Origin of the sequence: Streptomyces violascens, assembly GCF_014649955.1 — a bacterium.
Lineage (GTDB): Bacteria > Actinomycetota > Actinomycetes > Streptomycetales > Streptomycetaceae > Streptomyces > Streptomyces violascens.
Genome location: NZ_BMUA01000002.1, coordinates 247,662 through 270,241 on the forward strand (window position 1 = coordinate 247,662; position 22,580 = coordinate 270,241).

A 22,580-nucleotide genomic window follows, 5' to 3' on the forward strand; every position below is an offset into this window, starting at 1 on the left:
CAGGCTAACCCGAAACGGCCGCCGAACCCCGCAGTCGCGACCCCGGCCCCGCTCGCCTCAGCCCCGGTCGAGGTAGGCGAGCACCGCGAGGACCCGGCGATTGTCGTCGTCGGAGACCGGCAGGCCCAGCTTCACGAAGATGTTGGACGTGTGCTTGGCGATCGCCCGCTCGGTCACGACCAGACGCTCGGCTATCGCCGCGTTCGAGCGGCCCTGCGCCATCAGCTCCATCACCTCCAGCTCGCGCGGGGTGAGCCCGCCCATCGGCTCGTCCCGCACCCGTCGGGACAGGAGCTGCTGGATGACCTGCGGGTCCATCGCGGTGCCGCCGCCCGCCACCCGGCGTACCGCGTCGATGAACTGCGCCGCGTCGAACACCCGGTCCTTGAGGAGGTAGCCGACCCCGCCGTTGCCGTCCGCGAGGAGCTCGCGCGCGTACAGCTGCTCCACGTGCTGGGACAGGACCAGGACCGGCAGGCCGGGCCGGGCGCGGCGGGCGGCGAGCGCGCACTGGAGGCCCTCGTCGGTGTGCGACGGCGGAAGCCGGACGTCGACGATCGCGACGTCCGGCTCCAGTTCGGTCAACGCCCGGGTCAGCTCCGGTCCGCTCTCGACGGCGGCGAGGATCTCGAAGTCGAACGCCTCCAGCATTCTGACCAGGCCGTCGCGGAGCAGGAACAGGTCCTCGGCTAGGACAACTCGCAAGGGATCTCCATGGTCACCAGGGTGGGACCGCCCGCGGGGCTGCTGACGGCCAGGACGCCGTCGAATGTACCGAGCCGGCGCTCGACCCCGCTCAGGCCGGTGCCCGCCCCGGTCCGCGCACCGCCCTTGCCGTTGTCGCCCACGGACACCCGCAGCGCGCCCGCCCCGTACGACAGGTCGACCCAGATGCTGTCCGCGTCCGCGTGCTTGACCGCGTTGGTGAGTGCCTCGCTGACCGCGAAGTACGCGGCCGACTCGACCGGCGCCTCGGCGCGGGCCCGCTCCGGCAGGTCCACCGACACGTCGGTCGGCACGGGCAGCCGCAGCGCCAACGCCCGTACGGCATCGGCCAGCCCGCGCTCGGCGAGGACCGGCGGGTGGATGCCGCGCACCAGGTCGCGCAGCTCGGTCAGCGCCTCGGCGGAGGACTCGCGGGCCATCGCGAGGAGCTGCTTGGCCTTCGCCGGGTCCGTCTCGACGAGCGCCTCGATGGTGCCCAGGTTCATGCCCATCGCGACCAGGCGGGCCTGCGCCCCGTCGTGCAAGTCCCGCTCGATGCGGCGCAGTTCGGCCGCCGAGGTGTCCACGGCGTCGTGCCGGGTCTCGGTGAGCCGGTCCACGCGCTGCGCCAGCTCGGCCTCGCGGGACGGCGCGAGCAGCGCCCGGGCCAGCTGGAAGTGGCCGCGCAGCAGGGCCGGGTTGACGAACATGCCGAGCACGAACATCGCGGTGCCCAGCGCCGCGGCCGCGTACGCGGTCCCCTGGCTGACGACGTGGACGAACAGGAACCAGTCGCCGCCCGCGTCCGCGATCGGCCGCCACACGCCGAGCGCGAGGACCCAGCCGTACGCCATGTACAGGATCAGGACCGGCGGCAGCAGCGCGGTGGCGAACCCGGCCGTCATGTCGGCGAGCATCCAGCGCAGGTCGTGCCAGGTCGCCGGGTCGCGCAGCATGACCGTGCACCGCTGGACCCAGCCGGCAAGACCCGGCCGGTGCGGCACCGGCCGGTACGCCGAGGGGATGCGCACCCCGCTCCAGCGAGCGGCCAGCTCCCGCCGGAAGTTCGCGTGGGCCCGCACCCGCTCGATGACCAGCGGGGTGGCCAGCACGCCGACGCCGATGGGTATGAGACCGATGGAGACGACGGTGAGCGTGAAGAGCACGATCGACCCCGTGATCGAGACGACACTGAGGGCGAGCCCCCGTGGCCCCGCGAGCAGAGCGTCCCGTGCCTTGGCCGCGTTCATGTGCTTCCCCGTCTCCTTAGGTGCGCCGCGGTGACCACGCCCCGTTTCGAGGGGTGCGGGGCCGCGATCCTTGTGCGGCTCGGCCGCGTGGGCGCGACCAGCCTCCCCCAAGCTCTCAACTTCGTTCGAGCAGGGGGGACCCCCATCGGTCCGCAGTCGAACAACTGCATAACCGGCGGAGCGCTGGGTGCCGGGCGGGCCTGGCTCCCAGTGTCGCCCGGGCGCGAGCCCGGAGTCACTGGGCCCCACCCCCGCCCAGGGGGTGTTGCCAGCACCACCATGCCGGCCCGTGTTCTGCCCGCCTCGCAGAGACGCCGCATGCGAAAGGGCGGGGCACCCTTGGGTACCCCGCCCTCAACTCCTCTGTCAGGGTGCGTACTTGTACCCCACCCGCCGAACCGTCTGGATCGCCCCCCGATGCTCCGCCCCGAGCTTGCGCCGCAGCCGGGCGACGTGGACGTCGACCGTACGGCCGTCGCCGACGTGGCCGTAGCCCCACACCGTGGTGACCAGCTGGTCGCGCGTGTGCACCCGGTGCGGATGGGCCACCAGGTGGGCGAGCAGCTCGAATTCGAGGTAGGTGAGGTCGAGCTGGGCCCCGTCCACCTCGGCGGTGCGCCGCACGGTGTCGATCCGTACGAGCGCGTCCCCGCCGAAGGAGGCGGGCTCGACCGGGACGGGCGTCAGGGGCTCGGGCGCCGCGGCGAGCAGCGCGGGCTGCTGGTCGGCCGGGACGAGCACCAGATAGCCGACCATCGGCGGCTGGCCCGGCAGCGCGGGCAGGGTGTGCTGGGGTGCGGGCAGCCAAGTGGCGCCCGGCGGAAGGAAGTCGACGACCTGGGACGGGGCGGGACGTGCCACCTCGTCGCGGTCCACGGCCCGCAGTCGGTGCCGGCCGAGCGGCAGGGGGGTGGGGACGTCGGCGGAGGGGAGGGTACGGGTGTTCGCCATGAGGGGTCAGCTCTTTCGCGCGGGGAGTCGTCGGCAGGGGACGTACGTCGTTGCGCGCGGGCCGAAGGCCTGGAGTGGATCGAGGCGTTAGAGGGCCGGCGCGTTCGTCGCGCGGCAACACACCCGGTCGAAATCGTGGTCCTGGCGCGACGGCCAGAACGGCTCGAGGTCGCTGCGACCTGTCGCGGGGTTCTGGATGCTGGCCATGTCCCCATTCAACCAGACGATCCGCCCGCAGCAGGAGCCCCCTCCCACGGACTGATACGGATCCTCGGCACAGCGTGACCGGAATCCTCCCCTCCGCGAGAGAGCCCCCACGGGAACCCCCATGAGGGAACCCCTCCCACGACAGAACCCCGAAGGGCGCCCACCGCATCAGCGGTGGACGCCCTTCGCGCATCGCATCGGGACTCAGACCTGGCCGGCCTTCTCCAGGCCGGTGCAGCAGGTGTCGACGATGAGGCGGGTCACCACGTACGGGTCGACGTTGGCGTTGGGGCGGCGGTCCTCGATGTAGCCCTTCTGGTCCACCTCGACCTGCCACGGGATGCGTACCGAGGCGCCGCGGTCGGAGACGCCGTACTTGTACTGGTCCCACGGGGCGGTCTCGTGCAGGCCCGTCAGGCGGTCGTCGATGCCGGCGCCGTAGTTCTTGACGTGGTCCATGGGCTTGGAGCCCTCGCCCAGCGCCTCGCACGCGGTGATGATCGCGGCGTAGCCCTCGCGCATGGCCTTGGTGGAGAAGTTGGTGTGCGCGCCCGCCCCGTTCCAGTCGCCCTTGACCGGCTTGGGGTCGAGGGTGGCGGAGACGTTGAAGTCCTCGGCGGTGCGGTAGAGCAGCCAGCGGGCGATCCACAGCTGGTCGGAGACCTCAAGGGGGGAGAGCGGGCCGACCTGGAACTCCCACTGGCCGGGCATCACTTCGGCGTTGATGCCGGAGATGCCGAGGCCCGCGGCGAGGCAGTGGTCGAGGTGCTTCTCGACGATGTCGCGGCCGAAGATCTCGTCCGCACCGACACCGCAGTAGTAGCCGCCCTGCGCCGCCGGGAAGCCGCCGACGGGGAAGCCGAGCGGGCGGTCGCCGTCGAAGAAGGTGTACTCCTGCTCGATGCCGAAGATCGGCTCCTGCGCCGCGAACTGCTCGGCGAGCGGACGCAGCAGGGCACGCGTGTTGGACTCGTGCGGGGTGCCGTCGATGTTGAGGACCTCGCACAGCACGAGGATGTGCTCGCCGCCGCGGATCGGGTCCGGGCAGGAGAACACCGGCTTCAGGACGCGGTCCGACGCGTGGCCCTCGGCCTGGTTGGTGCTGGACCCGTCGAAGCCCCAGATCGGCAGCTCGGCGACGGCGACGGGCGAACCGGCCATGATCTTCGTCTTGGAACGGAGCTTGGCGGTCGGCTCGGTGCCGTCGATCCAGATGTACTCGGCCTTGTACGTCACAAAAGCCATCCTTTGCGGGAGCTGCGGGGTGCCTGCGCGCTGCCACGCTGCGGCGCTGCTGTATGCCCGGCAGCCTCACACCCCGGCATTTCCCGTCCGTTGCCCGTTTGTGAACCCGGTGTTACCTGGGGTGCCGCAGCAGCGCCGCGAAGCCCGCGGTGCGGATCCGCCTCGTCAGTTCCTCCACCGCGGTGCCCAGCGCCTCGGCGGTTCGTACCGGATCCCAGTCGTGGGCGGCCAGGCTCTGGAGCAGATGGCCGCGCCGCACCTGGTTCTCGGAGAGCCGGAACGTCTTCAGATACGCCACCCTGCCCTTGCGGTCGGTGATCGCCTCGCCGATGTGCTGGGCGGCGCCGCCCCGGTGGAACGGCGGCAGGAAGCGCCACAGGTCGAAGCCGCCCATCCGGTACACCCGGCTGAACGCGTACGACGTGTCGTACAGTTCCGCGGCCATCACCGTGTCGTGCGCCTCGCGCCAGGCCCGCTCCTGTGCGCGGGCCGCCGCCCGCAGGTCCGCGAGACTGCGCACCCGGCGGTCGTCGATGCGGGCGGTGAACTCCGTGACCGGGCGGCCGTACTGCGCGTACTGGTGGATCAGCTCGCCGAACAGGTCCTGGAGCAGGGTGGCGTGCAGCGCCCGGTAGTCGTCCGGGTGCGGCACCGCGAAGGCGGCGCCGAGCGCGTCCGCCGCGTACACGAGGACACCGCACTGGCCCGGGTGGATCTCGAACACCCGCAGCGCGTCGGCGAGCCCGGGCACCTGGCGCCGAGGTAGGCGCTCTCCACGCGCGGCGAGAGCCCGCTGCGCAGCGCCGCGCGCGACCAGGTGTCCCGCTGCACGGAAGGGCCGCCGAAGTGCAGTGCCAGATAGCCCTCCAGGGCCAGGTGCAACGGCAGGAAGCGCAGCCGGTCGCCGGGCCTCCGCTTCGCCATCCGGTGCAGCGGCACCCGGTTCGGCACCCCGTCGCCCAGCCGCGTGCCGTACGCCGCAGAGGGGCCCTCGCCCGACCAGTCGGCCACGAAGCCGTGCGGGACGTACGAGGTGTAGCGGGTGGTGTCGTTCAGGCGCACCTCCGCGCCCGCCGGGTCCCCGTACGCCTCCCGGCTCAGCCGCAGCCCTTCCACCGCCTCCGCGCGCAGCAGCGGCACGAGCCGGATGCCGCCCCACACCTGGGCGGGCCCGGCGGTGAGACCGGTCAGGTCGAGCGAGGGCATCGGCTGTCCTGGGTGAAGTCGGCGGTGCGGCGGTCCAGATACGTGTACAGCTCGGCCAGGCCCGTGCGGCCCTCGGCGAACTCGGCCACCTCCACCAGGGCGGGCAGGTCCTCCGCGTCGCGGATGCCGGCCGTGGGCACCGAGGGGGCGAGGCGGCGCACGTCGAAGCCGTCCGCGTCGTATACGGGGTTCACATGGACGACACGGGTGCGGCGGTCCGGGTCGAGCCGGGTGCGCCACACCCGCAGCACCTCGCCCGCGAGGCCCGGCGGCGCGTTGTCCCAGCCGTCCGAGACGATCACGAGCCGCTCGGGGGAGTCGTCGAGCGCGTCCAGGACGCACGAGCCGATCGGCGTCGCGCCGAACGGCCGGACCAGCAGCGGATCCGTGCCGCCCGAGGTCCACCGGCCGCGGTACGCCCCCGCGCCGGCCAGCGCGGCCAGGAGGAAGTGGCAGGCCAGAGCCACCGCGAGGGGGCGGCGCCGCTTCTCGCCCGAGCCGGCGGAGGAGTAGCTGTCGTCGAGCACCGCCGAGACGCGGCCCCACGTTCCCGCGTGCGGCCCGGCCGCGCGCAGCGCCGAGGCCCGCAGCGCGCCCGTCAGCTCGGCCCGGCGCCGCGCCCGCTCGTCGAGGCCGAGCGAGAGGACGTAACCGGCGAGCCGGGTCAGCGGCATGGTGGCCAGGTCGGCGGGGGCGGCCCCGGCCCGCGCCTGGACGCGCAGCCGCTCCAGGCGGGTGGTGCGCGGCGCGATCCGCTCCAGGAACACCTCGCGCGGCACCCCGTGCCGGGCCGCGAACCCCTCGGCGACGGTGAACGGCAGCTCGTACAGGGCGCCCTGCTCGTAGTGCGCGCGGCGGTGTGCGTCGAGCAGGGGGTGCTCGTAGCGGGGCCGGTGGCCGGGCCGGAACAGGAAGTCCCCCAACTCCCCTCCGTCGTAAGGGAGATGGGCATGGCGGGCCGCGGACTTCAGGCCGCCCCGGTACTTCACCGCGTCGAACGCCGGGTCCGGGCGGGCCGCCAGCCAGTCGCGGAAGATCGCGCGGGTGCGCCGGTTGTTGACCTTCGCCGTCCGCAGCGCGCGCAGCAGCCGGTAGACCCGCTGCGGCGGGAGCACCGCGAGCCGGGCCGCGATCAGGCGGCCCTCGGTGCGCTTCTCCTCGGGGCTCGCCTCGCCCGCGCTCTCCAGGAGATGGCGGACGATCAGCGCCGCGTTGTGGTCGTTGATGTCCAGGGCGAGCACGGCCGCGTACACCCTGCGGTAGTTGACCCGCACGTACTCGTGGAGGAAGGCGAGCGAGAGCCGCTGCTCGCCGGCGGCCGAGCGGAACTCGCGCTGCCCGGTGGCGGTCACGGCGGCATTGACGAAGAGCAGCACGTCCTCGGCCGCCACGAGGTCGGCGTAGCTCTCCTGAGCCATGGAGGTCCCCCGTGCGTGAAGTGGAAGCCGGCCGGGGAATGGGGGCGCGAGCAGCGAAATGTTTGCTGTAGAGGCAAGTCCCGGAAGTCGCACCGGAGTCCCGCGGCCGGCCCGGGAAACGTAACATTTCCTCCCCCTCGCCCCGCCACCGGAATTCCGCACCCGGCAGACTGGCCCCTATGAACCGGACCGGCAGCACCACCCCCCGCATCGGCCTCCTCGGCACCGGCCCCTGGGCCGTCGCCACGCACGCCCCGGCGCTCGCCGCGCACCCCGGCGTCGACTTCGTGGGCGTGTGGGGGAGGCGCCCCGAGGCGGCGGCCGCGCTCGCCGAGGAGCACACGGTCGCGGTGTACGAGGACGCCGACGCGCTGTTCGCGGACTGCGACGCCGTCGCCTTCGCGCTGCCGCCGGACGTCCAGGCCCCGCTGGCGATCCGGGCCGCGCAGGCGGGCTGCCACCTGCTCCTGGACAAGCCGGTCGCGACGAGCGTGGCGGGAGCTCGTGAGCTGGCCGAGGCGGCCGAGCGCGCCCGGGTCGCCTCCGTCGTGTTCTTCACGCTGCGGTTCGCGAAGGAGACCGCGGCGTGGGTGGCCCAACAGGCCTCCGTGGACGGCTGGTTCACCGGGCGGGCCCAGTGGTACGGGTCCCTGTTCACCCCGGACGCCGAGGGCAATCCGTACGCCGCGTCGCCCTGGCGGGGTGAGAAGGGCGCGCTCTGGGACGTGGGCCCGCACGCGCTGGCCGTGCTGACCGGGGTGCTCGGCGAGGTGACCGCCTTGACCGCCGCGGCGGGCCCAGGCGACACCGCCCACCTGATCCTGCGCCACACCTCGGGCGCCTCCAGCACCGCCGGCCTGAGCTTCACCGCACCCCCGGCGGCCGCGGGCGTGGAGGTCTCGGTACTGGGCGAGGCGGGCGCGCAGACGATGCCGGGCTGGGGAGGCGCACTGGACGCGTTCGGCGCGGCGATCGACGCCCTGCTCGAGGCAGCCCGAACCGGGGTGCCGCATCCTTGCGACGTACGGTTCGGGGCGCGGATCACGGAGCTCTTGGCCGATGCAGAGGCACAGTTGGGCCGGGCCCGGCGCTCTTGAGGGGCGCGGGGCTGTGACATGGTGCGGCTCCGCCGCGATGGGGGTCCCCCTGTTCGAGCGAAGCCGAGAACGTGGGGGAGCGACCAGCCGCAGACGGCCCGCAGCCGAAGAACCAGCGCCCGCAGGGACCAGCGCCCCGCAGGGAAGGGAGCCGCACCCCGCAGGGGAGCCGCACCCCGCGAGCTCAGCGGGACAGAGCGTCCCGAACCGCCTCGTCGGTGCGGGCGACCACCGCGGACCCGTCGTCCGCCGTGATGATGGGCCGCTGGATCAGCTTGGGGTGCTCGGCGAGCGCGGATACCCAGCGCTCGCGGGAGTCCGCGTCGCGGGGCCAGTCCTTCAGGCCGAGCTCCTTGGCCGCGGCCTCCTGCGTGCGCGTGATGTCCCACGGTTCGAGCCCGAGCCGATCGAGCACGGCCCGGATCTCGTCGGGCGAGGGCACGTCGTCGAGGTAGCGGCGCACCGTGTACTCGGCGCCCTCCGCGTCCAGCAGGTCCACCGCGCTGCGGCACTTCGAACAGGCCGGATTGATCCAGATCTCCATGGCCGCCAGGCTACCCGCGATCCGCCCCCAAAGCCCGGCTGGCCAGGGCCGATTGTCAGTGCCCCCCAGTAAAATTGAGGCAGTAAGTGAGGGTTCCCGACTGCCCAGGAGGATGCCCATGACCGCTGCCGTACTCACCTCGCACGCCCCGAAACAGTTGTCCCTCCAGCCCCTTCACAAGGTGCCGCTCCCCGCCGGGCGTCCGCGCGTGTGGTACGAGTCCCACAACCGGCGTCTGAAGGCCATGCGCCTGGCCATCGCCCTGCTCGACACGGGGGTGTACCGGCCGGAGCAGGCGCCGGACCGCACGATACGTACCGTGGCCGCGCTCATCGGAGTGCACCCGCCGTCGGAGACGACCTGCCGGATGGTGCGTGCGCTGATCTACGACGGGCGCTGAGCAGTACCCGCATCCCGGTCCGGGTCACGCCTTCGGGAAGCCGCAGGCGTGCCCCGGGCCGGTCTTCAACTCCGCACGTCCGCGCCGCACTCCGCCCCGTACTCGTCGAGGAGGCGTGCGGTCGCCTCATCGACCACCCGGTAGCGCACTACCCTCCCCTCCTTCTCGCCGGCAACCGCTCCGGCCGCCCGCAGCAGCCGCAGGGCCTGCGAGACGGCCGGGTCGCGCATGCCCGTCGCCACCGCCAGATCGGAGACGGCGAGCGGGCCCGCCCGGTGCAGGGCGAGCAGCAGCGCGAGCCGGTTGGGGTCGGCGAGCAGGGAGAAGCGGTCGGCCCAGGCCCGCACCCGGCCCGGGTCGCCGATCGCCGCGATGGCGTCGCAGACCCGGTGGCCGTCGATGGTGCGGTGGCCGGCGCGCTCGGCGGGAACGAGATGCATGCGCGCATCTTCGCAGGGCCGTGCCCGCGTGGCCCGTGTGATCTTCGATACCTGCACAGGTGTGCAGCTGGGCAGGCAACTTCCCAGCGTCTAGGGTGACGTCGCCGTGGTGTTCGGGAAGACCGGTGCGAAACCGGAGCGGCCCTCGCCACTGTGATCGGGTTCCCCGGGTTCCGGGGAGCCGCCGTCCCCTCGCGACGCCACTGGCCAGGATCCACCTGCCCGGGAAGGCCGGGACGAAGGCACCCGCCCGTCAGCCAGGAGACCGGCCGCGGCATCTCACGAAGTGATCCACGAGGTGCTGGAGCGTGACCCGCATGACCCTGCCCGTTCGCACGTCCCCCGAGACGGGCGCCGCCGCCGTTCCGTCCTTCCACTGGCGGCGCGAGGACACCGTCCGCACCGCCGTCCTGCTCGCGGTGATAGCCGCCCTCCACGTCGTCGCCTTCGGCGTCCTGTTCCTCCTGGTGGCCCCCGAGCACTACGCCGTCGGCACCAAGACGTACGGCATCGGCCTCGGCATCACCGCGTACACCCTCGGCATGCGGCACGCCTTCGACGCCGACCACATCGCGGCCATCGACAACACCACCCGCAAGCTGATGGCCGACGGCAAGCGGCCGGTGTCGGTCGGCTTCTGGTTCGCGCTCGGCCACTCCAGCGTGGTCGTCGTCATGGCGGGCCTGGTGGCCGGCGGCGCCCACCTCGCGGGCACCCTGATGGACGAGGACTCCAGCGCCCACCAGGTGATGGGCGTGGTCGGAACCACCGCTTCCGGCTCCTTCCTCTACCTGATCGCCGCCCTCAACCTGGTCGCCCTGTTCGGCATCCTGAAGGTGTTCCGGGCGATGCGCGCGGGTGCGTACGACGAGAAGGAGCTCGAAGCGCACCTGGACTCGCGGGGCTTCATGAACCGCATCCTGGGCCGCTTCACCAAGTCCATCTCGCGGCCCGGCCAGATGTTCCCGCTCGGCTTCCTCTTCGGCCTCGGCTTCGACACCGCGACCGAGGTCACCCTGATGGTGATGGCCGGCACGGGCGCCGCCGCCGGACTGCCCTGGTACGCGATCCTGTGCCTGCCGCTGTTGTTCGCGGCGGGGATGAGCCTGTTCGACACCCTCGACGGCACGTTCATGAACTTCGCCTACCAGTGGGCGTTCTCGAACCCGGTCCGCAAGGTCTACTACAACCTCACCATCACCGGCCTGTCGATCGCGGTGGCCTTCTTCATCGGCACCATCGAACTGGTCGGCGTCCTGCACGAGAAGCTCGACCTCACCGACCCGGTCAGCGGCTGGATCGCGGACCTGAACCTGGACAACGTCGGCTTCGTGATCGTCGGCCTGTTCGTGGTGGTGTGGGGAGCGGCGCTGGCGTACTGGCGGCTCGGCAAGGTCGAGCAGAAGTGGGCGGTGGGCCCGGGCGCGTGAGGGTGTGCCCAGGCCCTGGTGCGGTTACGCACCCTCCCGGGGCCCCGGCACCCCTCCGCGGTCGTTCTGCAGCGTCCACAACTCCCTGAACAGGCCGTCGTCCTCCACGAGTTGGGCGAAGCTGCCCTCCTGGATGACCCGGCCCCGGTCGAGGACCACGATGCGGTCCGCGACGGCGACGTTCGCGAGGCGGTGGGTCACCAGGACCACCGCCCGGTCGCGGGCGATCGTCCGCAGGCCCGTGAAGATGCGGTGCTCGGCGCGCGCGTCGAGGGCGCTCGTCGGCTCGTCCATCACAAGGAGCCCGGCCGGGCGGTGGAAGGCCCGCGCGATCGCGATCCGCTGCCACTGCCCGCCGGACAGCTCCACACCCCCGAACCACTCCCGCGCGAGCAGCGTGTCGAACCCGCTGCGCAGCCCGTCGACGACCTCCGCCGCGCCGGAATGGGCGGCGGCCCGGCGTACCGACTCGTCGCCGCCGTGCGGCTGCCCCAGCGTGATGTTGTCGCGCGCGGACATCGGCCAGTGCGCGAAGTCCTGCGGCACGACGGCGGTCTGCCGCCACAGGGCCAGCGGATCGCACCGCTCCACCCCGACCCCGTCCCAGGTCACCGCCCCTTCGCTGGGCAGATAGAGCCCGGTGAGCAGCTTGCTGAGGGTGGTCTTGCCGGACCCGTTCTCGCCGACGAGCGCCAGCACCTCGCCCTTGCGCACCTCGACCGTCACCTTCTCCAGGGCGGGCCGCTCGCTGCCGGGATAGCGGTACGTCAGCGACTCGGCCCGTACGACGTCCGGCGCGGGCGGCGCCAGCGTGCCGCGCGCCATCCGGTGCCCGCCGGCCTCCTCGATGAACTCCGCCCAGTCGTCCAGGTAAAGGCCGGTCCGGAACAGCCGCGTCCCGTACCCGACGACACCGTGCAGCGAAGTGGCGACCGTACGCAGGGCGAACACCGCGGTGCCCGCCGACGCCACCGACATCCGCCCCGACCCGAGCAGCCAGGCGAGCGCGCCCCACACCAGGCCCGCCGCGAGCCCGCCCGCCAGGGCGCCGATCACCGAGTAACGGGCGCCCTGGTGCACGGCCTTGTCCGTCGCCGCGTCCACCCGGCGCCCGATCGCCCGGTACCGCTCCAGCAGGAAGTCCGCCATCGTGCAGGACCGCAGCTGGTCGGCGGTGTCCTTGTCGATCACGAACCAGCGCAGCAGACTCAGGGTGCGCCGCTCGGCGCTCATCGCCCGCGACGCCTCGTAGTGCACCCGCGCGGCCTTCACCCCGGCGATGCCCTGCGGCAGCGCGGCGAGCAGGAGCAGGGGGAGCAGCGCCGGATGCAGGACGGTCACGACCCCGGCCGCCGCGACCAGCGAGGCCACGCACGCCATGAGGTCCTGCGAGTCGGTGAGGAGCTGCTGGGCGACCTCGGCGCCCCGGTCGGCCGCCTCGCGCTTGTCGTTGAACCCGGGCTGGTCGTACGCCGACAACTCGGCCTGTACGGCGGCCCCGAGCATCTGCATCTCTGCCTCGCGGGAGATCCGAGGCGAGAGCCGGCCGGAGATGTTCACCACCACGATCCCGAGCAGCGCCCGCAGCCCGGCCGCCCCGGCCAGTACCGCGATCGACGGCACCGCGTCGCGCAGCCGGTGCGCGATGTCGCCGCTCGCGATCAGCGCGGTGATCGTACGCGTCGTGGCGAGCAGCCCGAACGCCTCGAAGAACCCCGAGAGCGCCTGGCAGCACAGCAGCACGAGCACGGCCCGCCGGTCCACCCGCCAGGCCAGCGCCAGCGCCTTCCGCACGAGCTGAGGCAGCCGCCGCGCCATGGTCCGCGTGGTCACCGGCCGCCGCTGCGCCGCCTCCAACGAGCTTGAGCGGTACCGCAGTTGCTCATCGACGGGCTGCCCGCCCAACACCTCCGCCATGCCGCCCCCTAGCTAGGAATCCGCCCACTCTCCCGCACGAATCCCCCAGCGGGCCCGTGTCGTACGGTGATCCACCCAATAGGGGGGAGCGAACCGGAAAACGCGGCGAGCCCCGCCGCCCGGGAGGGGCGAGCGGGGCTCGGGGTTCGCGGAGCCGCCAAGGCCTAGAGGTCGAAGTACAGCTCGAACTCGTGCGGGTGCGGGCGGAGCTGGATCGGGGCGATTTCTGCCGTGCGCTTGTAGTCGATCCAGGTCTCGATCAGGTCGGAGGTGAAGACACCGCCGGCCTGCAGGTACTCGTTGTCGGCCTCCAGGGCCTCCAGGACGGCCGGCAGGGAGGTCGGGACCTGCTGGACGTTGGCGTGCTCCTCGGGAGCCAGCTCGTAGAGGTCCTTGTCGATCGGCTCGGCCGGCTCGATCTTGTTCTTGATGCCGTCCAGGCCCGCGAGGAGCAGCGCGGAGAACGCGAGGTACGGGTTCGACGACGGGTCCGGGGCGCGGAACTCGACGCGCTTGGCCTTCGGGTTGGAGCCCGTGATCGGGATACGCATGGCCGCCGAGCGGTTGCGCTGCGAGTACACCATGTTGACCGGCGCCTCGAAGCCCGGGACCAGGCGGTGGTAGGAGTTCACCGTCGGGTTGGTGAAGGCGAGCAGCGACGGGGCGTGCTTGAGGATGCCGCCGATGTAGTAGCGGGCGGTGTCCGAGAGGCCCGCGTAGCCCTGCTCGTCGTAGAACAGCGGGTCGCCGCCGGCCCACAGGGACTGGTGGACGTGCATGCCCGAGCCGTTGTCGCCGAAGATCGGCTTCGGCATGAAGGTCGCGGTCTTGCCGTTGCGCCAGGCGACGTTCTTCACGATGTACTTGAAGAGCATCAGGTCGTCGGCCGCGGCGAGCAGCGTGTTGAACTTGTAGTTGATCTCGGCCTGGCCGGCCGTGCCGACCTCGTGGTGCTGGCGCTCGACCTGGAGGCCGGAGTTCTCCAGCTCCAGGGAGATCTCGGCACGCAGGTCGGCGAAGTGGTCGACCGGCGGGGCCGGGAAGTAGCCGCCCTTGTAACGGACCTTGTAGCCGCGGTTGTTCTCGACCGCACCGGTGTTCCAGGCGCCGGCCTCGGAGTCGATGTGGTAGAAGCCCTGGTTCGCGGAGGTCTCGAAACGTACCGAGTCGAAGACGTAGAACTCGGCCTCGGGGCCGAAGTACGCGGTGTCCGCGATGCCGGTGGAGGCGAGGTAGGCCTCGGCCTTCTTGGCGATGTTGCGCGGGTCGCGGCTGTACTGCTCGCCCGTGATCGGGTCGTGGATGAAGAAGTTGATGTTCAGCGTCTTGTCCCGGCGGAACGGGTCCAGACGCGCCGTCGACAGGTCCGGGCGCAGCGCCATGTCGGACTCGTGGATGGCCTGGAAGCCGCGGATCGACGAGCCGTCGAAGGCGAGCTCCTCCGCCGGGTCGAACGCCTTCGCAGGGATCGTGAAGTGCTGCATCACGCCCGGCAGGTCGCAGAACCGGACGTCGACGAACTTGACGTCGTTGTCCGCGATGAACTTCTTCGCGTCGTCGGCGTTCTGGAACATCCAACTCCTCCTACTCCCACCCGGGGAGGGGCGGGGTTGCAGCTCGGTCGTGCGGCCAGTGCGGTGGCACACGCTGGACCCGACCATAGGCAGGCGGGATTTCTCAAGCGTGACCCGTTTGTTTCGCCCAAGTTAACCGGGCCGGTGACGAAGCTGCCAAGACTGACCCGGGCCGAAGTGATCGAAAACGGGCGCAGTACCGTGGGATCCGTGGACAACAGGCAAGCAATCGGATCGTGGCTCTCGGGGCCCCGCGCGGCCGCCGAGGAGATGGGCGTCGACTTCGGCTACCGGGGCGAGCGGCTCGGTCTGCCCAAGGACGGCCCCGGCTCGGTGGCCCCCCTGGGCCGGCGTTTCGGCGCCATCTTCATCGACTGGGGCCTGTGCGCCCTGATCGCCTACCAGCTGATCGCCCGCGGCAACATGCACGCCGCCAACAACTGGGCGCTCCTGGTGTTCTTCGTGCTCGCCGTGCTGACGGTCGGCACCGTCGGGTTCACCCCCGGCAAGCGGCTGCTCGGCCTGCGCGTGGTCGCCGAGGAGGGGGGCCGGCTCGGCATCGTCCGGGTCACCGTCCGCACCGTACTGCTGTGCCTGGCGATCCCCGCGCTGATCTGGGACCGCGACGGCCGCGGCCTGCACGACCGCCTGGCCCGCGCGGTCCAGGTCAGGATCTAAAACCGCCCCGCACACGTCAGAAGGCGGCCCGGACCATGTCGGTCCGGGCCGCCTTCGTTCGTGTACGAGGTTTCGCGTACGAGGTGAGGGTCAGCGCATCTTTCCGCCGCGCGGCATCCGCATGCCCTTGGGCATCGGACCCTTCGGCAGCGGCATGTTGCTCATCAGGTCGCCCATGGCGCGCAGCCGGTCGTTGGCCGCGGTCACCTGCGGGCCGGACAGCACGCGGGGGAACTTCAGGAGCGTGGTGCGCACCTTCTTCAGCGGCACCTGGCCCTCGCCGTCACCGACGATCACGTCGTGGACCGGGACGTCCACCACGATGCGGGCCATCTTCTTCTTCTCGGCGGCCAGCAGGGACTTCACCCGGTTCGGGTTGCCCTCGGCCACCAGGACGACGCCGGCCCGGCCGACGGCCCGGTGGACGACGTCCTGGCTGCGGTTCATCGCCACGGCCGGGGTGGTGGTCCAGCCGCGGCCGATGTTCTGCAGCACGGCGGCCGCCGCACCCGGCTGGCCCTCCATCTGGCCGAACGCCGCCCGCTCGGCACGCCGCCCGAAGACGATCGCCATCGCGAGCACGGCCACCAGGAGGCCCAGAATGCCGAGATAGACCGGGTGCCCCAGCAGGAAACCGATCGCGAGGAAGACGCCGAGGACGACGATTCCCACGCCGGCGATGACAAGTCCGATCTTGGAATCGGCCTTGCGGGTCATCTTGTAGGTCAGGGCGATCTGCTTCAGTCGCCCCGCATTCGCATCGTTCGCAGCGCTCTCTGCGGTTGCCTTCCTCGCCATACCAGGAAGTTTACGTGGCCTAGGAGCGGCGGGTGGCCACGGCCTCCAGTACGTGCTGGGCCTCGACGCGGTCCTTGGCCCGGCGCCGGTCCTCCAGAACCGCGGTCCAGGCGTTGCGGCGGGCGGTGCGCTGGCCGGAGCCCATGATCAGCGACTCCATGGCGCGCAGCGCGCCGGTGACGGACGGAAGCGTGGTGGCTCGCACGGTCTGCGGAGCGGTAGCGGCCTGCATCGTCGAGGTCCCCCCTCGGGACGGGAAGTCGGAAACGGGCGATGGCTGTGGGGGCATGCGCGGTGCGTAAAGCCAGAGTCACTGATTGGTGTTACCAGGGCGTGTCCGAGCGGTCAAACACCAATGAAACATTGATGCGGACGGGCAAAACGTTGACGCGGCCCGTACGCATGCCCCGACCTGCGGGGAAGGTACGGGCCGCGTCGTATCGGCCATTACTGATCAGTAGCCGCTTGTGAGCGGCTTCACGTGCGCCTGCCGGGGCTCACGCGGTGGTGGCGGTGCTCCGGGCTTCCATCGCCTGCTGGTACAGCCGGCCCGCACGGTAGGAGGAGCGGACCAGCGGGCCCGACATCACACCGGAGAAGCCGATCTCGTCGGCCTCCTCCTTCAGCTCCACGAACTCCTGCGGCTTCACCCAGCGCTCGACGGGGTGGTGGCGCACGGAGGGGCGCAGGTACTGGGTGATCGTGATGAGTTCGCAACCCGCGTCGTGCAGGTGCTGCAGCGCCTCGCTGATCTCCTCGCGGGTCTCGCCCATGCCGAGGATCAGGTTCGACTTGGTGATCAGGCCGTAGTCGCGAGCCTTGGTGATCACGTCGAGGGAGCGCTCGTAACGGAAGCCGGGGCGGATCCGCTTGAAGATCCGCGGCACCGTCTCGACGTTGTGCGCGAAGACCTCCGGGCGGGAGGAGAAGACCTCTTCCAGCTGCTCGGGGACCGCGTTGAAGTCGGGGGCCAGGAGCTCGACCTTGGTGCGGCCCTCGGCGCGCTCCGCGGTCTGGGCGTGGATCTGGCGCACCGTCTCCGCGTACAGCCACGCGCCGCCGTCCGCCAGGTCGTCGCGGGCGACGCCGGTGATGGTGGCGTAATTCAGGTCCATCGTGACGACCGACTCGCCGACGCGGCGGGGCTCGTCACGGTCGAGCGCCTCGGGCTTGCCCGTGTCGATCTGGCAGAAGTCGCAGCGCCGGGTGCACTGGTCGCCGCCGATGAGGAAGGTCGCCTCGCGGTCCTCCCAGCACTCGAAGATGTTCGGACAGCCCGCCTCCTGGCAGACCGTGTGCAGCCCCTCGCTCTTCACCAGTTTCTGCAGCTGGTTGTACTCGGGGCCCATCTTCGCCCGGGTCTTGATCCACTCGGGCTTGCGCTCGATGGGGGTCTGGCTGTTCCGGACCTCCAGGCGCAGCATCTTGCGTCCGTCGGGTGCGACTGCGGACACGTCCGGCTCCCTGTGACTTCGATTCTTCGGCGAACCTAGGGTACGCCCGTTGTTTGCATAGGTGGGGTGCGGCTCCCGCCGGGGGTAACCCTGGGGGGGCTCTACCGCATTCCCTCGTCGCCCGGGGCTCCGCCCTTACGCGGAGGCCCGCTCGATCTCTCGCGGGGCCAGTTCCGCGTTCTCCAGGATGTCGCGCAGGTGCTTTTCGGCCACCGGGAGGACCTCCGCGATGGTCACCTCGCGGCCCAGTTCGTACGAGAGCGACGTCACACCCGCATCGCGGATCCCGCACGGCACGATCCGGTCGAACCAGGTGTTGTCCGGGTTCACGTTGAACGAGAACCCGTGCATCGTGACGCCCTTGGCGACGCGGATGCCGATGGCCGCCAGCTTGCGGTCCTCGCGGCGCTGGCCGGCGTTGGAGGGCGCGTACTCGGGGCCGTTGAGGCGGGCGTCGAACTCGTCGTCGTTCAGGCGCGGGTCGAAGTCGAGCGAGAGTCCGCCGAGCTTCGGGCGCTGCTCGATGGGGTCGCCGAGCACCCAGACGCCGCTGCGGCCCTCGATCCGGGTGGTCGCCAGGCCGAAGTCGGCGGCGGTACGGATCAGGGCCTCTTCGAGGCGGCGTACGTGCGCGACGACGTCCACCGGGCGGGGCAGCTTCTGGATCGGGTAGCCGACGAGCTGGCCCGGGCCGTGCCAGGTGATCTTGCCGCCGCGGTCGACGTCGATGACCGGAGTGCCGTCCAGGGGGCGCTCGCTGTCCTCGGTGCGCCGGCCCGCGGTGTAGACCGGGGGGTGCTCCAGAAGCAGGCAGGTGTCCGGAATCTCGTCGGCGAACCGGGCCGCGTGCACCCGGCGCTGCTCGTCCCAGGCCTCCTGGTACTCGACCGCGTCCTCGCCGAACCCCAGCCGGACAAATCGCAGCTCGTTCACGCCAGCTCCCCTGTCGAACTTCTCGGATGCACTGCGGATGCAATGCGGTGCGCGCCCTCAATCACTGTACGACCGTGTTCGAGGGCCTCCGCACGGCCCCCGGACCCGGGAAGAAACGGCACGTCACCACACGATCGGATGAATGCGGGGCGAAGGTGGCGGCACCGGCCGTATTGACCGCTAAATTCTCGCCGTTCCATGAGGGCTGCAAGATTGGCCCGGAAGGCAGGAGAACGCAGAGCTGATGACGGAACGACCCTCGCAGCGCACCCCCAACCGCCAGCTCGCCGCACTGATCGCAGAAGCCGGGTTCTCCAATGCCGGGCTGGCCCGCCGCGTTGACCAGCTCGGTCTGGAGCACGGCCTGGATCTGCGCTACGACAAGACCTCGGTGACGCGGTGGCTGCGCGGCCAGCAACCGCGCGGCACCACACCCGCGCTGATCGCCGAGGTGTTCACCCGGCGGCTCGGCCGACGGCTCTCCGCACAGGACCTCGGGCTCGACGCCTGTGCGCCCGTGTACGCGGGCCTGGAGTTCGCGGCGACGCCCGAGGAGGCCGTCGACATCGTCAGCGGGCTCTGGCGCAAGGACTCGGGCAGCCACGCCGAGCTCCGCAAGATCGCGTTCACCCCGGCGGGCCTGGTGGTCCCCAGCAGGGACTGGCTGATCGGGCGCGCGGACGACCGGGTGAGCCGCGGCGAGCCGAGCCCCCAGGGCAACGTGACCCGCATCCCGGTCCAGGGCCGCCCCTCGGTGCCCCGCCAGCGGACCACCGACCGCGGCCCCGGCCAGCGGGTGACCAGCGGGGACATCGCGGCGCTCCGCTCGGTCGGCGAGCTGTTCCGCACGCTGGACCACGCCTACGGCGGCGGGCACGCGCGGCAGGCCCTGGTGCGCTATCTGGAGCACGAGGCCGAGCCGATGCTGCGCGGCACGTACGGCGAGAACGTGGGACGCCGGCTGTTCGCGGCCGCGGCGGACCTGACCAGACTCGCCGGCTGGACCTCGTACGACATCGCCGCGCACGGGCTCGCCCAGCGGTACTTCGTGCAGGCGCTGCGGCTGTCCCAGGCGGCGGGCGACCGGGCGTACGGCTCGTACGTCCTTGTCACGATGAGCCGGCAGGCGGTCTATCTGGGGCACGGCCGCGAGGCGGTGCAGCTGGCCCGGGTCGCCCAGCAGGGCGTCGGGTCGGCGGCGCCGCCCGTCGTGCAGTCGCTCCTGAACGCGGTGGAGGCGCGCGGGCACGGCGTGCTCGGCGAGGTGCGGGCGTGCACCGCCTCGCTCGTGCGGGCCGAGCGGGCCCTGGAGAGCGCGCGGCCGGGGGACGACGTGCCGCACTGGGCCCGCTTCTTCGACGAGGCGCAGCTCGCGGACGAGTTCGGCCACTGCCACCGCGACCTCCAGCAGTACCGCGCGGCCGCCCAGCACGCCGAGCGCTCGCTGCAACTGCGCGCGCCCGGCTATGCCCGGTCCCGGCTGTTCTGCCGGGTCGTGCTCGCCACGGCCCGGCTCGGCCTCGGCGAGCTCGACCAGGCGTGCGCGCTGGGCGCGGAGGCGGCCCAGCAGGCCAGCGAGATGCGCTCGGTGCGCGCGGTCGAGTACGTACGCGACTTCGAGCGCCGCCTGGAGCCGTACCGGGACGCCGCCGCGGTGCGCAACTACCGGGACCGGGTGGCCGCGCTGGGGTGAGGGCGGCGGGGGTCAGGCCGCCTTGCGGATCACCTCCGGGGCCGAGTGCCAGGACTGGACGCCCAGGTCGGCGAGGATCGCCTGGGCGGCGCGGCGGCCCGAGTAGAGGGCGCCCTGGACGGTGCTGGTGTCGCGGTGGTCGCCGCACACGTACAGGCCGGCGAGCAGCCGGACCGGGCGGCGCAGATCGTGTGGGGCGGGCATCGACGGCACGGCCTGCGGGGTGTGGTGCACGGCGAGCAGCTCCCAGCCGTCCGTGGACGTGGCGTACAGCCGCGCCAGTTGGCGGCGCACCGCACGCTCCAGGTCGTCGGGCGGGGTGCCGAGCACGGTCGAGGTGATCAGCGCCCGGCCGCGCGGCGCCCGGCTCGGGTCGACCTCGCTCATCACCGAGCTGTACGCCACCGGGCCGCTGCGGTCCGCGTCCAGGAGCAGCGCGGGGTCGGCCAGCGGGGAGTGCGGGGCGGCGTGGTGCAGCACGGTGAGCGGGTGGAACGCGGGGACCCTGAGGCCCGGCAGCAGTTCGGCGGCGGCCGGGGCGTCGGTGGCCAGGAGCAGCGAGCGGCAGCCGAGCACGCCGTGGTCGGCGGTGGTGACCGAGGTCGTGGCGACGGCCGTCACCTTCACGTCGGTACGCACCGTGCCGGGCGGCAGGGCCGCGGCGAGCAGTTCCGGCAGGGTGGCCGCGCCGCCCGCAGGAACGCACAGCCGGCCGCGTGCGAAGCCGCGCAGCGCGAGGTCGGCGCAGCGGCTCGACGTGGTCAGGTCCGGGTCGCAGAGCAGCGCGGAGAGCAGCGGGCGTACGAAGCCGTTCAGGGTGCGGGCGGGCAGGCCCCGGCCCGACAGGGCCTGGCCGATGGGGAGTTCGGGCCGGGCGACGATCCGCTCGACCGGGGTCGCGGCGAGCCTGGCGAGCGCCTTGCCGAGCCGGGCCTGGTCGAGTGCGCCCCCGAGCGGGGTGACCGTGCCCCGAGGGGCGCTCGCGCGGGCGCGCGCGGCGGCCAGTGCGCCCCTTGCGCTCCCTGTCGCGCCCGCGCGGTAGTGCCGGCCCTCGCTGTGCACGAGGACGCCGGGCGAGAACGGGCGCAGCGGCAGGTCCTCCAGGCCCGGAGTGCGGGTCAGTTCCGGGTACGAGGTCGAAAGCAGCTGGCCGATCCGGTCGAGGCGGAAGCCGTCGATCGTGGTGGTCGACATGCGGCCGCCCACGGACGGGGCCGCCTCCAGGACGCTGACCGTGACTCCCGCGCCGGTCAGCTGATGAGCCGCTGACAGGCCCGCGAGCCCGGCCCCCACGATGAGTACGTCCGCATGGTGTGCGGTGCTGAGCACGTGGCCCTCCCCGGGGTAGGCGCGGTAGGTGGAGGCCTCATGCCCCCAACTGGCCCACGGAATGCGGCGGTTCGAGGAGAGAGTAGGTACGTTCTGGGTGGGCGGGCCCATGCGCGCGGGGGTGGGCGTTGGGGCATGGCGGGCGCACGGAGGCCCTCCCGGGGTGGGCGGGGGAGGGGTTTCCTTCGCGAGGGTGGCTTCCTGGGGCTGCGCCCCAGACCCCGGCGGGTGGGGTGGGGAGTGCGGCTGCGGACCGTGGCCGGCTGGTCGAGCAGTTCCCCGCGACCCTGAACCGGTGTTCGGCCTCGGGTCGTGGGTGGTTGCTCGCGCAGTTCCCCGCGCCCCTGGCAGGGCTGGTCCTGCCAGGGCCGAGCATCTTCAGCCCGTCATGGGGGTCCCCTACCCCGCTGCCGCCCCAATCGCCCCCTCCACGCTCGGGAACGCGAACCTGAACCCCGCCGAGAGCAGCCGCGCCGGCAGGACGCGCTGGCTGGACAGGGCGTCCGACGCCGCCTCGCCCACCGCGAGCCGCATCGCCGCCGCCGGGACGGGGAGGAGGGCCGGGCGGTGCAGGGCCCGGGACATCGCCGCCGTCACCTCCCGGTTCGTCACCGGCTCCGGGGCGGTCAGGTTCACCGGGCCGGACAGTTCCTCCGTGTCGACCAGGAACCGCAGCGCCGCCACCTCGTCGTGCAGCGCGATGAACGACCAGTACTGGCGCCCGCTCCCGAGTCGGCCCCCCAGTCCCGCCCGGAACAGCGGGAACAGCTTCGCCCAGGCCCCGCCGTCACGGGCCACCACCAGACCCGTACGGGCGAACACCGTCCGGATGCCCGCCTCCTGGGCCGCGGCCGCCGCCTCCTCCCACTCCACGCACACCCGTGAGAGGAACCCGTCGCCCGGCGGCGCCGACTCGTCCACCGGACGGCCGCCCGTGTCGCCGTAGTAGCCGATGGCCGACCCGCTGACCAGCACCCTGGGCGGGGTGTCGAGCGAGGCCAGCGCCTCGGCGACCGCCGCCGTGCCGAGCACCCTGCTGTCCCGGATCTCCTTCTTGTACGCGGCCGTCCAGCGGTGGTCGGCCACCCCCGCCCCGGCCAGATGCACCACCGCCTCGCATCCCGCCAGGCCCGCCGTGTCCACGTACTGGCGCGCCGGATCCCACTCGACCTCGTCCGGCCCCTCGGCCTCGCGCCGTACGAGGCGCAGCACCTCGTGCCCGTCCGCCCGCAGCGAGCGCACCAGCTCCGCACCGATCAGTCCCGTCGAACCCGTCACCGCGATCTTCATGGATCCCATCCTCGCGCTCCA

The 22,580-nt window shown here is 72.2% G+C and carries 20 protein-coding genes, 1 pseudogene and 1 riboswitch; of the genes and pseudogenes, 5 read left to right on the forward strand and 16 right to left on the reverse strand.

Going from position 1 to position 22,580, the window contains the following annotated elements:
- Positions 1-57 precede the first annotated feature (57 nt).
- The 6 genes and pseudogenes from IE206_RS06230 to IE206_RS06255 form a co-directional block, all read right to left on the reverse strand.
- Positions 58-705, reverse strand: a complete 648-nt coding sequence (locus tag IE206_RS06230) for a LuxR C-terminal-related transcriptional regulator (RefSeq protein ID WP_189960997.1) — start codon at positions 703-705, stop codon at positions 58-60.
- Positions 690-1,955, reverse strand: coding sequence for a sensor histidine kinase (locus tag IE206_RS06235; protein WP_189960998.1), 1,266 nt, complete (start codon positions 1,953-1,955; stop codon positions 690-692). Before IE206_RS06235 ends, IE206_RS06230 begins: the two co-directional genes overlap by 16 nt.
- A 366-nt stretch (positions 1,956-2,321) precedes the next feature.
- Positions 2,322-2,906, reverse strand: coding sequence for a winged helix-turn-helix domain-containing protein (locus IE206_RS06240; protein ID WP_189960999.1), 585 nt, complete (start codon positions 2,904-2,906; stop codon positions 2,322-2,324).
- Positions 2,907-3,317: 411 nt separating this feature from the next.
- Positions 3,318-4,349, reverse strand: a complete 1,032-nt coding sequence (gene glnII / locus IE206_RS06245; RefSeq protein ID WP_189961000.1) for a glutamine synthetase — start codon at positions 4,347-4,349, stop codon at positions 3,318-3,320.
- Between the two features lie 121 nt (positions 4,350-4,470).
- Positions 4,471-5,564 (reverse strand): annotated as a pseudogene (locus IE206_RS06250) (ARPP-2 domain-containing protein).
- A complete protein-coding gene (locus tag IE206_RS06255; RefSeq protein ID WP_189961001.1) occupies positions 5,546-6,982 on the reverse strand; it encodes a hypothetical protein in 1,437 nt (478 codons plus the stop codon). The pseudogene IE206_RS06250 and the gene IE206_RS06255 overlap by 19 nt, the downstream one beginning before the upstream one ends.
- A 179-nt stretch (positions 6,983-7,161) precedes the next feature.
- Here IE206_RS06255 and IE206_RS06260 point away from each other — a divergent pair, with 179 nt between their 5' ends.
- Positions 7,162-8,079, forward strand: a complete 918-nt coding sequence (locus IE206_RS06260) for a Gfo/Idh/MocA family protein (RefSeq protein ID WP_189961002.1) — start codon at positions 7,162-7,164, stop codon at positions 8,077-8,079.
- A 184-nt stretch (positions 8,080-8,263) separates the two neighbouring features.
- Here IE206_RS06260 and IE206_RS06265 read toward each other — a convergent pair whose 3' ends face one another.
- Positions 8,264-8,623, reverse strand: coding sequence for an arsenate reductase family protein (locus IE206_RS06265; protein WP_189961003.1), 360 nt, complete (start codon positions 8,621-8,623; stop codon positions 8,264-8,266).
- Between the two features lie 118 nt (positions 8,624-8,741).
- Between IE206_RS06265 and IE206_RS06270 the strand changes: the two genes are divergently transcribed.
- Positions 8,742-9,023 (forward strand): hypothetical protein, encoded by a 282-nt coding sequence (locus IE206_RS06270; RefSeq protein ID WP_189961004.1) that lies wholly within the window; start codon positions 8,742-8,744, stop codon positions 9,021-9,023.
- A gap of 65 nt (positions 9,024-9,088) precedes the next feature.
- Here the strand turns inward: IE206_RS06270 and IE206_RS06275 are convergent, their stop codons facing one another.
- Entirely contained in the window at positions 9,089-9,463 is a 375-nt protein-coding gene (locus tag IE206_RS06275) for an ArsR/SmtB family transcription factor (protein WP_189961005.1), read from the reverse strand.
- Positions 9,464-9,553: 90 nt separating this feature from the next.
- A riboswitch (cobalamin riboswitch) is annotated at positions 9,554-9,751 on the forward strand.
- Between the two features lie 29 nt (positions 9,752-9,780).
- Here IE206_RS06275 and nicT point away from each other — a divergent pair.
- Positions 9,781-10,893, forward strand: coding sequence for a Nickel transporter NicT (gene nicT / locus IE206_RS06280; RefSeq protein ID WP_189961398.1), 1,113 nt, complete (start codon positions 9,781-9,783; stop codon positions 10,891-10,893).
- 24 nt (positions 10,894-10,917) lie between these two features.
- Here nicT and IE206_RS06285 read toward each other — a convergent pair whose 3' ends face one another.
- Together IE206_RS06285 and glnA are read right to left on the reverse strand one after the other, a co-directional pair.
- Positions 10,918-12,810: an ABC transporter ATP-binding protein gene (locus IE206_RS06285; RefSeq protein ID WP_189961006.1), complete on the reverse strand. Its 1,893-nt coding sequence runs from the start codon at positions 12,808-12,810 to the stop codon at positions 10,918-10,920.
- A 164-nt stretch (positions 12,811-12,974) separates the two neighbouring features.
- Entirely contained in the window at positions 12,975-14,384 is a 1,410-nt protein-coding gene (gene glnA, locus IE206_RS06290; protein WP_189961007.1) for a type I glutamate--ammonia ligase, read from the reverse strand.
- Positions 14,385-14,594: 210 nt separating this feature from the next.
- Here glnA and IE206_RS06295 point away from each other — a divergent pair, with 210 nt between their 5' ends.
- Positions 14,595-15,062 carry an RDD family protein gene (locus tag IE206_RS06295; protein ID WP_189961008.1) on the forward strand — a complete coding sequence of 156 codons (468 nt, stop codon included), beginning with the start codon at positions 14,595-14,597 and terminating at the stop codon, positions 15,060-15,062.
- A 90-nt stretch (positions 15,063-15,152) separates the two neighbouring features.
- Here the strand turns inward: IE206_RS06295 and IE206_RS06300 are convergent, their stop codons facing one another.
- From IE206_RS06300 to lipB, 4 genes are all read right to left on the reverse strand, one after another.
- Positions 15,153-15,860, reverse strand: a complete 708-nt coding sequence (locus IE206_RS06300; RefSeq protein WP_053723983.1) for a DUF4191 domain-containing protein — start codon at positions 15,858-15,860, stop codon at positions 15,153-15,155.
- A 19-nt stretch (positions 15,861-15,879) separates the two neighbouring features.
- On the reverse strand, positions 15,880-16,092 hold the full coding sequence (locus tag IE206_RS06305) for an SCO2195 family GlnR-regulated protein (RefSeq protein WP_053723984.1): 213 nt from the start codon (positions 16,090-16,092) through the stop codon (positions 15,880-15,882).
- A gap of 265 nt (positions 16,093-16,357) precedes the next feature.
- Positions 16,358-17,314, reverse strand: a complete 957-nt coding sequence (gene lipA, locus IE206_RS06310; RefSeq protein WP_189961009.1) for a lipoyl synthase — start codon at positions 17,312-17,314, stop codon at positions 16,358-16,360.
- A gap of 135 nt (positions 17,315-17,449) precedes the next feature.
- A complete protein-coding gene (gene lipB / locus IE206_RS06315; RefSeq protein WP_189961010.1) occupies positions 17,450-18,247 on the reverse strand; it encodes a lipoyl(octanoyl) transferase LipB in 798 nt (265 codons plus the stop codon).
- A gap of 244 nt (positions 18,248-18,491) precedes the next feature.
- Here lipB and IE206_RS06320 point away from each other — a divergent pair, with 244 nt between their 5' ends.
- Positions 18,492-19,940 (forward strand): NsdA family TPR-like regulatory protein, encoded by a 1,449-nt coding sequence (locus tag IE206_RS06320; RefSeq protein ID WP_189961011.1) that lies wholly within the window; start codon positions 18,492-18,494, stop codon positions 19,938-19,940.
- Positions 19,941-19,952: 12 nt separating this feature from the next.
- Here IE206_RS06320 and IE206_RS06325 read toward each other — a convergent pair whose 3' ends face one another.
- Together IE206_RS06325 and IE206_RS06330 are read right to left on the reverse strand one after the other, a co-directional pair.
- Positions 19,953-21,269, reverse strand: a complete 1,317-nt coding sequence (locus IE206_RS06325) for an NAD(P)/FAD-dependent oxidoreductase (protein WP_189961012.1) — start codon at positions 21,267-21,269, stop codon at positions 19,953-19,955.
- 399 nt (positions 21,270-21,668) lie between these two features.
- Positions 21,669-22,568: a TIGR01777 family oxidoreductase gene (locus IE206_RS06330; protein ID WP_189961013.1), complete on the reverse strand. Its 900-nt coding sequence runs from the start codon at positions 22,566-22,568 to the stop codon at positions 21,669-21,671.
- Positions 22,569-22,580: the final 12 nt, after the last annotated feature.